The sequence below is a fragment of the Pseudomonas sp. R37(2017) genome, assembly GCF_002113375.1.
In the GTDB taxonomy this organism is placed as follows: Bacteria; Pseudomonadota; Gammaproteobacteria; order Pseudomonadales; family Pseudomonadaceae; genus Aquipseudomonas.
This window is the reverse complement of the sequence record NZ_NEHO01000024.1, coordinates 23,731-37,696: the sequence shown is the minus strand read 5'-3', so window position 1 is coordinate 37,696 and position 13,966 is coordinate 23,731. Positions and strand designations below refer to the sequence as shown.

General features: G+C 62.7%; 15 protein-coding genes. 6 read left to right on the top strand and 9 right to left on the bottom strand.

Translation table 11 applies throughout. The annotated features are described in order from the left end of the window. Positions 1 to 30 precede the first annotated feature (30 nt). Positions 31 to 975: an aldo/keto reductase gene (locus CAG47_RS25650; protein WP_177409078.1), complete on the top strand. Its 945-nt coding sequence runs from the start codon at positions 31 to 33 to the stop codon at positions 973 to 975. A 123-nt stretch (positions 976 to 1,098) separates the two neighbouring features. After that, positions 1,099 to 1,752, top strand: coding sequence for a peroxiredoxin (locus tag CAG47_RS25645; RefSeq protein WP_085728715.1), 654 nt, complete (start codon positions 1,099 to 1,101; stop codon positions 1,750 to 1,752). A 143-nt stretch (positions 1,753 to 1,895) separates the two neighbouring features. Here CAG47_RS25645 and yghX read toward each other — a convergent pair whose 3' ends face one another. From yghX to CAG47_RS25615, 6 genes are all read right to left on the bottom strand, one after another. Continuing rightward, positions 1,896 to 2,783 (bottom strand): YghX family hydrolase, encoded by an 888-nt coding sequence (gene yghX, locus CAG47_RS25640; RefSeq protein WP_085728712.1) that lies wholly within the window; start codon positions 2,781 to 2,783, stop codon positions 1,896 to 1,898. A gap of 151 nt (positions 2,784 to 2,934) precedes the next feature. Next, positions 2,935 to 3,336: a heme-binding protein gene (locus CAG47_RS25635; protein WP_085728710.1), complete on the bottom strand. Its 402-nt coding sequence runs from the start codon at positions 3,334 to 3,336 to the stop codon at positions 2,935 to 2,937. A gap of 18 nt (positions 3,337 to 3,354) precedes the next feature. Continuing rightward, entirely contained in the window at positions 3,355 to 4,572 is a 1,218-nt protein-coding gene (gene glcF / locus CAG47_RS25630) for a glycolate oxidase subunit GlcF (RefSeq protein WP_085728708.1), read from the bottom strand. A gap of 3 nt (positions 4,573 to 4,575) precedes the next feature. Beyond that, positions 4,576 to 5,640 (bottom strand): glycolate oxidase subunit GlcE, encoded by a 1,065-nt coding sequence (gene glcE / locus CAG47_RS25625; RefSeq protein ID WP_085728706.1) that lies wholly within the window; start codon positions 5,638 to 5,640, stop codon positions 4,576 to 4,578. Next, positions 5,640 to 7,139, bottom strand: a complete 1,500-nt coding sequence (glcD, locus tag CAG47_RS25620; protein ID WP_085728703.1) for a glycolate oxidase subunit GlcD — start codon at positions 7,137 to 7,139, stop codon at positions 5,640 to 5,642. The genes glcE and glcD overlap by 1 nt, the downstream gene beginning before the upstream one ends. Before the next feature lie 224 nt (positions 7,140 to 7,363). Further along, positions 7,364 to 9,127, bottom strand: a complete 1,764-nt coding sequence (locus CAG47_RS25615) for an L-lactate permease (protein WP_085728699.1) — start codon at positions 9,125 to 9,127, stop codon at positions 7,364 to 7,366. A 179-nt stretch (positions 9,128 to 9,306) separates the two neighbouring features. Here CAG47_RS25615 and CAG47_RS25610 point away from each other — a divergent pair, with 179 nt between their 5' ends. Then, a complete protein-coding gene (locus tag CAG47_RS25610) occupies positions 9,307 to 9,543 on the top strand; it encodes a hypothetical protein (RefSeq protein WP_085728697.1) in 237 nt (78 codons plus the stop codon). 38 nt (positions 9,544 to 9,581) lie between these two features. Here the strand turns inward: CAG47_RS25610 and CAG47_RS25605 are convergent, their stop codons facing one another. Further along, positions 9,582 to 9,842 (bottom strand): hypothetical protein, encoded by a 261-nt coding sequence (locus CAG47_RS25605; RefSeq protein ID WP_085728695.1) that lies wholly within the window; start codon positions 9,840 to 9,842, stop codon positions 9,582 to 9,584. Positions 9,843 to 10,206: 364 nt separating this feature from the next. On the opposite strand from CAG47_RS25605, the gene CAG47_RS25600 reads away from it, so the two are divergent. Both CAG47_RS25600 and CAG47_RS25595 read left to right on the top strand, forming a co-directional pair. Next, complete coding sequence (locus tag CAG47_RS25600; protein WP_085728693.1) at positions 10,207 to 11,271, top strand: hypothetical protein; 1,065 nt, start codon at positions 10,207 to 10,209, stop codon at positions 11,269 to 11,271. A 17-nt stretch (positions 11,272 to 11,288) separates the two neighbouring features. After that, the gene (locus CAG47_RS25595; RefSeq protein WP_085728691.1) at positions 11,289 to 11,642 is read left to right on the top strand and encodes a DUF1428 domain-containing protein; all 354 of its coding nucleotides are present in this window, start codon (positions 11,289 to 11,291) and stop codon (positions 11,640 to 11,642) included. A gap of 14 nt (positions 11,643 to 11,656) precedes the next feature. Here CAG47_RS25595 and CAG47_RS25590 read toward each other — a convergent pair whose 3' ends face one another. Continuing rightward, the gene (locus CAG47_RS25590) at positions 11,657 to 11,851 is read right to left on the bottom strand and encodes a hypothetical protein (protein WP_085728689.1); all 195 of its coding nucleotides are present in this window, start codon (positions 11,849 to 11,851) and stop codon (positions 11,657 to 11,659) included. Between the two features lie 122 nt (positions 11,852 to 11,973). On the opposite strand from CAG47_RS25590, the gene thpR reads away from it, so the two are divergent. Beyond that, the gene (gene thpR, locus CAG47_RS25585) at positions 11,974 to 12,513 is read left to right on the top strand and encodes an RNA 2',3'-cyclic phosphodiesterase (protein ID WP_085728686.1); all 540 of its coding nucleotides are present in this window, start codon (positions 11,974 to 11,976) and stop codon (positions 12,511 to 12,513) included. A 224-nt stretch (positions 12,514 to 12,737) separates the two neighbouring features. Here the strand turns inward: thpR and CAG47_RS25580 are convergent, their stop codons facing one another. Continuing rightward, the gene (locus CAG47_RS25580; protein WP_085728684.1) at positions 12,738 to 13,835 is read right to left on the bottom strand and encodes a polyamine ABC transporter substrate-binding protein; all 1,098 of its coding nucleotides are present in this window, start codon (positions 13,833 to 13,835) and stop codon (positions 12,738 to 12,740) included. Positions 13,836 to 13,966: the final 131 nt, after the last annotated feature.

Below are 13,966 nucleotides of genomic sequence, written 5' to 3'. Positions count from 1 at the left end.
CGAACCCGAGCGACTGGTGAGAAGTGTTTTATGAGCCATCCTGAGGGGTACACCCGTAGAGAAATACTCACGCTGGCTGCCGGTGCTTCGGCGGTCCTCACGTTCGGTGCGGCGGGTGCGCAACCCGCGCCGCCGACGGGAACAGGAGGCAAGACCATGCAGACTCGCGCCATTCCTTCCAGTAACGAGCCCTTGCCGATCGTAGGCCTGGGCACTTATCGCGGATTCGACGTCGAGCCTTCGCAAGCGCAATACAAGGACTTGCCCGCGGTACTGGATGCGTTGTTCGAAAAGGGTGGCACGCTGATCGACAGCTCGCCGATGTACGGTCGCGCCGAACAGACTACCGGCGAACTGCTGTCGATCCATGAACCGCGCTCACCGGCGTTCCTGGCCACCAAGGTGTGGACCCGCGGCCGCGAAGAAGGCATGGCGCAGATGGAGCAATCCTTCGCCCTGTTGCAGACCGATCGGATCGACCTGATGCAGATCCACAACCTGCTGGACTGGCAGACGCACCTGCCGACCCTGCGCCACTGGAAGGAAAAAGGGCGCATTCGCTACATCGGCATTACCCATTACACCGCAGCGGCCTACGAAGAAGTGGAAGCGGTACTCAAGGCCGAGCCACTGGATTTCTTGCAGATCAACTACGCGCTGGATGATCGCGGCGTCGAGAAACGCTTGCTGCCGTTGTGCCGCGAACGGGGCGTGGCGGTGATCTGCAATCGGCCGTTTGGCGGTGGCGGCCTGCTGGCCAAACTCAAAGACAGACCGCTGCCAGGCTGGGCGGCGCAAGTCGGGGTCAAGACCTGGCCACAACTGGCGCTGAAATTCCTGCTGTCGCATTCGGCGGTGACCTGCGTGATTCCGGGCACTGGCAACCCGCGCTACATGGCGGAAAACGCCAGGGCAGGCTTCGGTCCGATGCTGACCGATGCCCAGCGTCATCAGCTGATTGCGCTGGTGAGCTGATGACTCATCCGGCGCAGGTCGGTGATTCACCGAACCTCTCCTATACTGTCTCGCGTCCATGCCGTTGAAAGCGCGTTTGGTGCCCTGACGGCGTCCCGGTCCATCACTGCAAGGAGATCGAACATGGCTATTCGTATTGGCGACGAAGCACCGGATTTCACCGCCGACACCACCGAAGGCACCCTCAATTTTCACCAATGGATCGGCGATGGCTGGGCCATCCTGTTTTCCCATCCCAAGGACTTCACTCCGGTATGCACTACCGAACTGGGTTACCTGGCCAAACTCAAGCCGGAGTTCGACAAGCGCAACACCAAGGTCCTCGGCCTCAGCGTCGACCCGGTCAGCGACCACAACCGCTGGGTCGGTGACATCGCCGAGACTCAGGGGTGCGCGGTCAACTATCCGCTGATCGGCGACGAAAACCTGGTGGTGGCCAAGCTCTACGACATGATCCACCCCAATGCCAGCGGTGGCGCGCGTACGGCGGTGGACAACGCCACGGTGCGTTCGGTGTTCATCGTCGGCCCGGACAAGAAGGTCAAGGCCATGCTGATCTACCCGATGAGCGCCGGGCGCAATTTCGATGAAGTGCTGCGCCTGCTCGATTCCCTGCAACTGAACGCCACACACACCGTGGCCACGCCGGTGAACTGGCGGCCGGGTGAAGATGTGATCATCCCGACTTCAGTGTCTGACGAAGATGCGAAGAAGAAATACCCGGATGGCTTCAAGACCCTCAAGCCGTATCTGCGGACTGTGGCTCAGCCGAAGTAATCACCAGCAGTCAGACCGCTTTCGCGAGCAGGCTCGCTCCCACAGGGGGCTTCGGTGAACATGAAATCTGTGTTCGACCGAAATCCAATGTGGGAGCGAGCCTGCTCGCGAAGAGGCCGGCCATGCTGACCAGGTTCTTGCGGTCAAACCAGATACTTGCGAAACCACCCCAACGTCCGCTCCCACGCCAGTTTGGCCGCCGCTTCGTCATAACGCGGCGTCGAGTCGTTGTGGAAGCCATGGTTGCAGCCCGGGTAAAAGTAGGCCTCATAGGTCTTGCCCCCGGCCTTCAATGCTTTCTCGAAGGCGGGCCAGCCTTCATTGATACGCGTATCCAGTTCGCCATAGTGCAGCATCAACGGGGCCTTGATCCGGGGCACTTCCTCGGCTGCCGGCTGACGGCCATAAAACGACACGGCGGCTCCCAGTTCCGGGTAGGCCACGGCCGCGGCATTGGTCACGCCACCGCCGTAGCAGAACCCGGTGATGCCGACTTTGCCTGTGGCGGCCGGGTGTTTCATCATCCACTCGACGGCGGCGAAAAAGTCGTTCATCAGCTTTTCCGGGTCGACCGAGGCCTGTAGTTCGCGGCCCTTGTCGTCATTGCCGGGATAACCGCCGAGCGAACTCAGGCCGTCCGGGGCGAGGGCGATGAAGCCGGCCTTGGCCAGACGCCGCGCCACGTCTTCGATGTAGGGGTTGAGCCCACGGTTCTCGTGCACCACCACCACCGCCGGCACCTTGCCGCTGGCCTTGGCCGGACGCACCAGGTAACCGCGAACCTCGCCGTGGCCCTTGGGCGACGGGTAGGTGACGTATTCGGCAAGAATGTCCGGATCGGTGAACTCGACCTGCTCGGCCAGCGCATAGTCGGGGCTGAGCGCGGCGAGCAGGGCGCCAGCGGTCAAACCGCCGAAGGCAAACAACGCCGCACGGTCGAGAAACTCCCGGCGGTTGATCTTGCCGTGGGCGTAGTAGTCGTAGAGCTCCAGCAGTTCGGGGGCGAAGTCTTTTGCGGTCAGGCGGGTCATTGCAGCAATTCCTCTCGGCTGGTTTAACACGACCCCTGTAGGAGCGAGCATGCTCGCGATCACGTAGTGTCATTCAACACAGGTTTCGCCTGATATGGCGCTTTCGCGAGCAGGCTCGCTCCTACAGGGGGTAAGTGGTGGTGTCAAAATTTCATTCCAGGCACTGCGCCCCGGCCTTGGCCACTTGTGCATCCTGTTCGGGCTTGACGCCCGACACCCCGACAGCACCGATCACCTGCCCATCGAAAACGATCGGCACGCCACCGGCCAGCGACGTCAGCACCGGTGCCGACAGGAAAGCGTAGCGCCCACTGTTGACCATGTCCTCATAGCTTTTCGATTCGCGCCGCCCGAGGGCCGAGGTGCGCGCTTTTTCGGTGGCGATGTACGCGCTGCTCGGCGCACAGCCGTCGAGGCGTTCCAGGGCCAGCGGGTGGCCGCCGTCATCGACCACCACGATGGTGACCGCCCATTGATTGGCCTGGGCTTCGGCGCGGGCGGCTTTGATGATCTGGCCGACTTCGGTCTGGGTCAGGACGGCTTTGCTGTTCATGGGCATCTCCAGGGTCGCTTATGGCAGGGCGGCTTCGACCAGTTCGATCCAGTGCCGCACCGGGGTCCGGCCCGCGCCGTCGAGGTGCGACTGGCAACCGATGTTGGCCGTGACAATCACCTCGGGGTGACCGCTTTCCAGGGCGTTGAGCTTGTTGTCGCGCAGTTGTCGCGACAGTTCGGGCTGGGTCAGCGAATAGGTGCCCGCCGAGCCACAGCACAGGTGCCCGTCGGGGACGGGCGTCAGGTTGAAACCGAGGCCGCTCAGCAGCGCTTCCACGGCACCGCCGAGCTTTTGCCCGTGCTGCAAGGTGCAGGGGCAATGGAAGGCCAGGCGTTGGGAGGCGTGGATCCCGAGTTTTTCCAGGGGTTCGTCGCGCAAGACCTCCACCAGGTCCCGGGCCAGTTCGCTGACTTTTTTCGCCTTGTCGGCATAGGCCGGGTCGCTGGCGAGCAGATGGCCGTAATCCTTGATGAAGGCGCCGCAACCGCTGGCGGTCTGCACAATCGCCTCGGCGCCTTTTTCGATGCCCGGCCACCATGCGTCGATGTTGCGCCGGGCGCGGTCGAGACCGGCGGCCTGGGCGTCCAGGTGGTAGTCCACGGCGCCGCAGCAACCGGCTTCGCGGGTCGCGATGACACTGATTCCCAACCGGTCCAGCACCCGCGCGGCGGCGGCATTGGTGTTGGGTGACAGGCCGGGCTGCACGCAACCTTCGAGCATCAGCACCTGGCGCTCACGGTGAGTCATGGGGCGCGGCTTGGCCGGGTAGACACTGCGCGGCAGCTTGCTTTGCAGGGGGCCGGGCAGCAGGGCGCGGAACACCTGTCCGCCTTCGACCAGGCTCTTGAACAGATCCGGATGCGGTACGGTCTGGCGCAACCCTTCGCGCAACAGGCGTTGACCGAGCGGGCGCGGCACCGCCGCATCGACCACCGCCCGCCCGATGTCCAGCAGGTTGTGGTAATCGACGCCCGACGGGCAGGTGGTTTCGCAATTGCGACACGACAGGCAGCGATCCAGGTGTTGCTGGGTCTTTTGCGTGACTTCGTTGCCTTCCAGCACTTGCTTGATCAGGTAGATGCGGCCCCGCGGTCCGTCCAGTTCATCGCCGAGCAATTGGTAGGTCGGACAGGTGGCATTGCAGAACCCACAGTGCACGCAGGTGCGCAGAATGCTTTCGGCTTCTGCGGCACGGGGCAGATGGCTGGCGCGTTCACTCAAGGTCGTCTGCATGGTTCAAAGCTCCGCGTACAGGCGTCCGGGGTTGAAGATGCCCCGTGGATCGAGTTGTTGTTTGAGGTGGCGGTGATAACGCATCAGCGCCGGTGGCAGCGGGTGGAACGGGGTGTCGGTCAGGCCGTGGCTGAAGCAGGTGGCGTGGCCGCCGACCTCGTCGACGACCTGGCGGATGAACGCCGCTTCGGCATCGGACTTCAACCAGCGCTGGGCGCCGCCCCAGTCGATCAACTGGCGACCCGGCAGCGCCAGGACCGGCGTGTTGTGCGGCAGGGACAGGCGCCACAGCGGCTGGTCCTCATCGAAGCAGCTCAGGCGCTGTTCGTTGAGATCGCCCCAGAATGCAGGGGCCAGCCGTTCGCCGCCGAGGCGCTCATGGGCCGCCGCCACCGAGCCTTCACCGCCCTCCAGGCGCAGGTGCAGGCGTGTCCCGTCGTGACAGGCCGCGCTGATCGGCAATGGTTGCTGGCCCCATTGCGCCAGGCTCGGCAAGGCCCGTTCGATGTCCATTTCCAGGCTGATGCTCAAGCATTGCCGGGGTTTGGGCAGCACTTTGAGCGAGACCTCGGTGATCAGCCCGAGGCAGCCGTAACTGCCGGCCATCAGGCGCGACAGGTCGTAGCCGGCGACGTTTTTCATCACCTCGCCACCGAAGCGCAACAGCTTGCCTTGCCCTGTGATGACCCGCGTGCCGAGGACGAAATCCCGCACCGAGCCAGACCACGGGCGCCGTGGCCCGGACAACCCGCAGGCGATCATGCCGCCGACGGTGGCACCGTCGCCGAAGGACGGCGGCTCGCAGGGCAGCATCTGTTGCGCGTCATCCAGCACTTGCGCCAGTTCCGACAGCGGGGTGCCGCAGCGGACGGTGATCACCAGTTCAGTCGGGTCGTAGCTGACGATGCCCCGGTGCGAGCGAGTATCGAGAATTTCCCCGGCGGTGGTTCGCCCGAGAAAGCCTTTGCTGTTGGAGCCCTGAATGCGCAACGGCGTGGCGTCTTCCAGCGCCTGATTGACCTGTTCCAGCAGAGACTGGCTGTCATCGAAAACGTCAGGGCCGCGCATCAGAAACGCTCCAGCCCGGGGAAGGGCAGTTGACCGCCATGCACATGCATGGCACCGAATTCGGCGCAGCGGTGCAGGGTCGGAATATTCTTGCCGGGGTTGAGCAGGCCGCTCGGGTCGAAGGCGGCTTTGATGGCATGGAACAGGGTCAGTTCATCGCTGTTGAACTGCGTGCACATCTGGTTGATCTTCTCGCGGCCCACCCCGTGTTCCCCGGTGATGCTGCCGCCGACTTTCACGCACAACTCCAGAATCCTGCCGCCCAGGGCTTCGGCTCGATCCAGTTCACCGGGTTGGTTGGCGTCGAACAGAATCAACGGATGCATGTTGCCGTCGCCGGCGTGGAACACGTTTGCCACCCGCAGGCCGTATTCGTTCGACAGTTCGGCGATGGCCTGCAGAACGCCGGGCAGTTCGCGCCGGGGGATGGTGCCGTCCATGCAGTAATAGTCCGGCGAGAGGCGACCCACCGCCGGGAAGGCATTCTTGCGCCCGGCCCAGAAACGCACGCGCTCGGCTTCATCCCTGGCCTGGCGCAACTCGATCGCGCCGGCCTGTTGCAGAACCTGGCGCACCCGGTCGCAGTCATCGCAGACATCGGCTTCGACACCATCGAGTTCGCACAGCAGGATGGCTTGTGCATCCACCGGATAACCGGCGTGGATGAAGTCCTCGGCGGCGCGGATGGCCAGGTTGTCCATCATTTCCAGGCCGCCGGGGATGATGCCGGCGGCAATGATGTCGCCGACTGCGCGTCCGGCTTTTTCCACGGAATCGAACGCCGCCAGCAGCACCTTGGCGGTCTGGGGTTTGGGCAGCAGTTTGACCGTGACCTCGGTAATCACCCCGAGCAGGCCTTCGGAGCCTGTGAACAGTGCCAGCAGGTCGAAACCGGGGGCGTCGAGGGCATCGGAGCCCAGGCTCAGATGCTCGCCATCGACGGTGAGGATGTCGACCTTGAGTACGTTGTGCACGGTCAGGCCGTACTTCAGGCAGTGCACGCCACCGGCATTTTCCGCGACGTTGCCGCCGATGGAGCAGGCGATTTGCGAGGAGGGGTCCGGCGCGTAATACAGGCCGAACGGCGCGGCAGCCTGGGAAATCGCCAGATTGCGCACGCCGGGCTGAACCCTTGCGGTACGGGCGGCGGGATCGATGTGCAGGATGTTGTTGAAGCGTGCCATCACCAGCAGCACGCCTTTCTCCAGAGGCAGCGCACCACCGGACAAACCGGTGCCGGCCCCCCGGGCCACCACGGGGACCTGCCGTTCATGGCAGACGCGCAGCACCCCTTGCACCTCGTCGATATGCCGGGGCAGCACCACCAGCATCGGGGTGGTGCGATAGGCCGACAGTCCATCGCATTCGTAGGGCTTGAGTTCCTCCTGCTGATGCAGGATCTCCAGAGCCGGCAAGCGGGTTTGCAGGGCATGGAGCAGCGCCTGTCTGTCGACGTTGGGCAAGGCGCCGTCAACGCGCTCATCGTAGAGAATGTTCATGGGATCACGATTCTCGCTGGAGGCCACTGACTTTCATCATTGGCCTATCAGGCTCGGCTGTCCATGGGATCGTTGTCTGTTCGACTACCACCATCCACTGTGGGAGCGAGCCTGCTCGCGATAGCGGCAGACCATTCGACATTTATGTTGAATGACACTCCGCCATCGCGAGCAGGCTCGCTCCCACAGGAATCAGGTTCAAGCAGATAACGCTTGCACTCGATTCAATGGCCGCCCACCACCATGTGGCTGAACGGTGCGACATACGCCTGCAATGTCACCAGCCCGCCGACCAGGATCGCCAGCACAATCGAGTGGAAGAACACGTAGCGCAGGATTTCCCCTTCATGGCCGTACCAGCGGGTAGCGGTGGAGGCGACCACGATCGATTGGGCATCGACCATCTTGCCCATGACCCCGCCGGAACTGTTGGCGGCGGCCATCAACACCGGGCTGATGCCCAACTGCTCGGAGGTCACCCGCTGCAAACCGCCGAACAGCACGTTGGACGCGGTGTCCGAGCCGGTCAGCGCCACGCCGAGCCAGCCGAGCAGGGTGCCGAACATCGGGTAGAAAATGCCCGTCGCGGCGAAGGCCAGGCCCATGGTCGCATCCAGGCCGGAGTAGCGTGTGAGGAAGCCCAATGCGAGCATCGCCGCAATGGTGATCAGCGAGTAACGCACCACCCACAGGGTGCGCAGGTACTGGCGAATCAGTTGCGGGATCGAGTAGCCCATCAGCAGGCCGCCGACAATCGCCGCCAGCAGGATGCCGCTGCCGGTGGCGGTGAACCAGGTGAACTTGTAGACCGCCTCTTCGGTTTTCGGCGCAGGCACCACGGGCGGGACTTTTTCGACCTGCAAGTGCAGGGTGGTGAAGGTCACGACCGGCGCGAACACCGGGTTGGCCTCGCGCAGTGGTTTGCCCTGAGGGTCGAGTTTGGCCGAGCTGGTTTGCGGATCGATCGCCGGGCGGGTGTCGAAGGTGTTCTTGAAGCCCTGGGTGCCCCAGATGAACACGAAGATCGTGAGGATGATCCACGGCATCCATGCGCGCATGACCGCCGGTTTCGCCTCGTTGGCGAAGGTTGCAGTGGGTACGGGCTTTTCGTCGTGCTCGGCGTCGATCTTCGAGTTGTCGACCCGGCCCGACAGTGCCGCGGAAGTGTGTACCGTGGCCGGTTTCCAGACCTTGAGGAAACCGGCCAGGCAGGCCATGGAAATCAGCGCGGCGATCACGTCCACCAGCATCGGCCCGTGATAGTTCGACACGAGGAACTGCGGCACGGCGAAACTGACCCCGGCCACCAGGATCGCCGGCCAGATTTCCAGCATCTTGCGCCAGCCGGCAAAGGCCCAGATCAGCCAGAACGGCACCAGCACCGAGAAGAACGGCAGCTGCCGGCCGACCATCATCGACAGCTCCATTTCATCCAGCCCGGTGACCTTGGCCAGGGTGATGATCGGCGTGCCGAGGGCACCGAACGCCACGGGGGCGGTATTGGCGATCAGCGCCAGCCCCGAGGCGGCGAGCGGCGAGAACCCCAGCCCGATCAGAATCGCCCCGGTCACCGCCACCGGCGTACCGAAACCGGCCGCGCCTTCGAAAAACGCACCGAAGCAGAACGCGATCAGGAGCAATTGCAGGCGCCGGTCATCGGTGATGCGCGCCAGGGAGTCTTGCAGCACTTTGAACGAACCGTTCTCGGTGGTCAGGCGGTGCAGGAAGATGATGTTCAACACGATCCAGCCAATCGGCAGCAGGCCATTGGCTGCACCGAACAGCGCCGCCGTACCTGCCATGTTCGCCGGCATGCCGAAGGCGAAGATCGCGATCAGCAACGCCGAGGCCAGGGCGAGCAACGCCGCCAGGTGTGCCTTGACATGGAAAAATGCGAGGGACGCCAGCATCACCACCACCGGCAAAGCCGCCATGAGCGTTGAAAGCACCGGGTTGCCGAACGGATCGTAGACTTGCTGCCAGACCATGTTCCACCTCTGCTTTCTATTGTGGGACGTGCAGATCCCTTGGGGGGAGGTGGTCTTAAGTATAGGTGGCATTGCGACACTGGCAGGGCCGGCCTCCGGTCCAGCGGCTCGGCGCATTTGCGGGGGCTGAGCTAGCATGGCGGGTAGGGTTTGAATCCAGCGAGGGGAGGAACGCAGCCATGACCGAGCGCCATATGGAGCACAAGGAAACGCTATCGAACGGATGCAATATCAAAGTCAAGGCCGAGATACTGAAAGACGGTTCGCTGGGCATGTTCATCGGCGTCTATCGGCCCGACGGCACCGCCATCGATGAAAACCACGATCCACGCCCGCATATGCTGGACATGGAAGCGGCGATGGATTGGGGGATCGATATTGCCAAGGGGATTGGCAATAGCCAGCGCACGTTGTGAGCGGTTCCCGTCCGTGTCCGGGCGACCGGCGGTCGTTGTCAGAACCCGAACGAACGGCCCGGGCTTTTTGCCAGCTCGGTATCCAGCAGGTGCTCGACCAGCACGTCATTCAAGAAACGGAACTGATCATTGAGCCCGACCACTTCGTTGCTGAAGTGATGACCGGCTGCCGGGATCAGCAATGCTTCGAAATTTTTGTCGAACATCAGAGTCAACTCTTTACGTGACTCGAATTTCTGCGCGTAGAAATTATTGCCAAACACCGGAAAACGCACGGCGAGGGTAACGGTGCGAATCATGATGTTTGCTCCTCGCTCAGAACGTACCAGGCAAACACGCTCAATGTGAGCGCCGTCAGGGCCAGGCAGGTCAGCAGATGGATCAGCATGATATTCCCCTCCGAATCGGGCTTTCGTGGTGGCTTGGGATTGATCCTACGCTGACGGTCGACAAGCGGAAGGCAATCGCGGCGATGGTGAATATCGATGCCAGTGATGGTGCAATTTGCATTGTCTGCCGACTCGCTCCCACTGATTCACCGCCGACCAGGGTGGGAGCGAGCCTGCTCGCGAAGGCGGCCTCGGGAACACTGCCACCTATACTTAAAGCGAAGCTTCGCATGTCGGGCATCCCGCCCGGCGCAAACTGCAGGAAGCCGCCATCGTGAACCTGCGTTCGCTGATCATTGCCGTGCTGGTGGTGTTGGCGGGGTGTGCCGCGCCTGCGCGTGCGCCAGTGGTTGTGGCGCCGGTCATCGTTCCCGCGAGCACCTGGCAGCAAGTGGACCGGGAGATCGTCGCCGCGTCGCAATCGGCCACCGAGCAGACCCGAATCTACGCCCGCGGCGCCATGGATTATTGGCGCACGCGGGTCTATGAACTGACCGAAGAGAACTTCATTCCGTGGTTCAGCAGTTACTGGACCCAGGAATGGCTGTCGATGAAGGTCAGCTGGTACACCATCAGCGCCCAGGGTGAGCAGGACGACTCGGCCAAGCGCCTGGCGGCCTACCTGCTCGAAGCCTATCAGGAAAAAGTCCTGGCCCCGGTGGCGGTGGAAATCGACCCCGATGCGATTCTCGGCCAGGCATCGGCGTTCTACGTCGACATTCTCAAGGAAGAACTGCAGAAAATCTCCACCCGCCACGGTGTGCCGATGGCCCAGCTCAACGGGCGCATCCAGAAAATCCCGGCCATCGCCCTCGGGCCGCCGCCGGCACGGGACGCCTCGTTGTACCAGATCGTGCAAGCCCAATCGCTGGACACTTTGCCGGCCTACGCCGCGTTGATCGACAAAATCCATAAGGCCGGCGGTGGCAGGGGCGTGGGTTCGACCGACACCGCGATGGCGCCGGTGGCCAAGCGCGCCAGCCAGCGCATGCAAGCCGAGATGGCTCCGCGCGGGGCGGCCAGTGCCGTGGCTGCCGCCGCGGGCAAACTCGCTGGAGGATTGATCACCGTCGGTGTAGCGGGCATTCGCGCGCTCATTCAGGCCAATGACCGGCCGGACAGCGAGGCGCTGATCCGCAGCAGCCTGGGCAACACCTTCGACAAGGCCTGGATCAAACTGGTGCAGAACCCGACCACCGGTGTCATGGCTGGCACGCTCTACATGGCGGGGCAGATCGAAGGCAGTCTGGGCGGCAACACGCAACCGCCGGTCGGTTTGAGCGCAGGCACTGTCGATTGGACGCCAGCGCAACCGACTACTCAGCAGAACACCCAATGATCCAAGGAGAAATACTCATGTCTTATGTCGATGGTTTTATCGCTGCCGTACGCACCGCCAACCGTGAGCAATACATCAATCATGCCAAGATCGCCGCCTTGGTCTTCAAGGAAAACGGTGCCTTGAGCGTGGTCGAATGCTGGGGCGAGGATGTCCCCGAAGGCAAGGTCACCTCGTTTCCAATGTCGGTGAAACTCAAGGAAGACGAAACCGTGGCTTTTGGCTGGATCATCTGGCCGGACAAGGCCACCCGCAATGCCGGGATGGACAAGATGATGCAGGACCCGCGCATGAAGCCGGACGTCAACCCTATGCCCTTCGATGGCCAGCGCATGGTCTACGGCGGGTTCGAAGTACTTCTCCAGGCCTGACGCCGCACGCGGGATCACTCCGGCGTCGGGGTGATCCTGCAACTCTTGCGCTGGCGAATCTCGTCGTCCGTCGGCCGCTCGCGGATGAACTCGAAGCGCGGCTCACCTTCGTTGTAGTGCACCAGCCAGCCCCATTCCAGCGTGAGTTCATCCTGGTCTGGCTCGGGCGGCCTGGCCCACCATGGCTCTTTGCTGATGATTTGTCGCATGGCCCCCTCCGGTATTTCGGGATGCTGGAACTATAACGCGCCTGCCGGGCGACGCCAGAAATACGCTGGCCGGCAGGTGGGTGTTGGGTACACTCAGGCAGTCTTCCCATGAGGTGTGCGGCATGAACGATGATACCCGCGAGCCGTTCAAGCGTCTGTTCTTCGCGCTGGACTGCGCCCCGGCCCAGCGCCGGGATATCGCCCGGTGGCGCAGTGCATTGCAACTGCGCAACGGCCGGCCGGTACCGGCGGACAACTTTCACCTGACGCTGAAGTTTCTGGGAGCGGTGGGTGTGGCGCAAGTTCCCGATATCTGCACGGCTGCGGCGTCCATCCGCACGCCGGGGGAACGTTTGACGGTGGAACTGGACCGCCTGGATGTGTGGCGCAGGGCAGGGGCGTTGGTGCTCGCGCCGCAGCAGGCACCCCCGGCATTGCTGCGCCTGGTGTATGACCTGGAACAGGCGATGTTGCCGTTCGGGCTGGAGCAAGCCCCAAGGGAATACCGTCCGCACCTGACCCTGGCGCGGGACTATCGGGCACCGGTGCCAGAGTCCGCGACACCGCCGGAGTTCTTCCTGCGGGCTGATCGATTCACCCTGTTCGAGTCCCACAAGGGCCGTTATCGGGCACTGGCTGAATGGCCGTTGATTGATCCCTAAAAAAAAAGGCGCCCGAGGGCGCCAAATTCACCTGAACCGAGGGAGCCAGGCGAGGCCGTTCTACTTGCAGGAGAGGCAGCGGTGGTAAGGCGCTGCGTGAACGGAAAAGGGTAAAGCTGAAATTTGCATTGAATCTTATGGCCCCTTCGCGAGCAGGCTCGCTCCCACAGGTACATGCCGTACCTGTGGGAGCGAGCCTGCTCGCGAAGAGGTGTTTGAGTGAACTACTGACCGAGTTTCACCTTGGTCCACCCACGGGTCATGATCCGCTGGATGGCGATCGGCTGGTCCGGCACGGCATAGAGCGTGGCCATCACCGCTTCCGACGGGTAGGACCCCGGATCGTTGCGGATGGCTTCGTCGACCAACGGCGTGGCCGCCGCGTTGGCGTTGCTGTAGCCGATGTTGTTGGTAACGTCGGCGATCACGTCGGGACGCATCAGGAAGTTCATGAACAGGTACGCGTTCTCGACGTTGGCGGCATCGCGCGGGATGGCGAGCATGTCGTAGAAACTGGCGGCGCCTTCTTTCGGGATGCTGTAGTCGATCTTCACCTTGTCTCCGGCTTCCCGGGCGCGGGCCTTGGCCTGCAGCACGTCGCCGGAGTAACCGACCGCGACGCAGATGTTGCCGTTGGCCAGGTCCGAGATGTACTTCGACGAATGGAAGTACGCCACGTTCGGGCGAATCTTCATGAACAGCGCCTCGGCTTCGGCGATGTGCTGTTTGTTCTGATCGTTCACCGGGTAGCCCAGGTAGTGCAGGGCGGTCGGGATCATTTCTGTCGGCGAGTCGAGGAAGCTGATGCCGCAGGCTTTGAGCTTCTCGGCGTACTCCGGTTTGAACAGCAGGTCCCAGGAGTTGGTCGGGGCGTTGGCGCCGAGCACTTCCTTGACCTTCTGCGGGTTGAAGCCGATGCCGATCGAACCCCACATGTACGGAATGGCATGGGCGTTTTCGGGATCGCTCGCGGAGGCGTTTTTCAGCAGCACCGGGTTGAGGTTTTTCCAGTTCGACAGCTTCGATTTGTCCAGCGTCTGGTAGACGCCGGCCTTGATCTGCTTGGCCAGGAAGCTGTTGGACGGCACGACGATGTCGTAGCCGGATTTGCCCGCCAGCAGGCGCGCTTCCAGGGTTTCGTTGCTGTCGAACACATCGTAGGTCACCTGGATGCCGGTCTCGTCTTCGAACTTCCTGACGGTGTCCGGGCCAATGTAATCCGACCAGTTGTAGACGCGCAGAACCTTGTCATTGGCCTGGGCGCCGGTGGCGATTGCGCCCAATAAGGACAGTGTCAGCAGAGTCCTGCCAAACATTTTCATCGGTACAACTCCATTTCTCTTTTATTCAAAAGCTCTAACGCTTGCGCGCTTCCCTGTAGGAGCGGGTGCCCGCTTGCGGCATGCTCGCGATGGACGTTAACGATGACGCGGGCTACCTGAATCAACGCGGC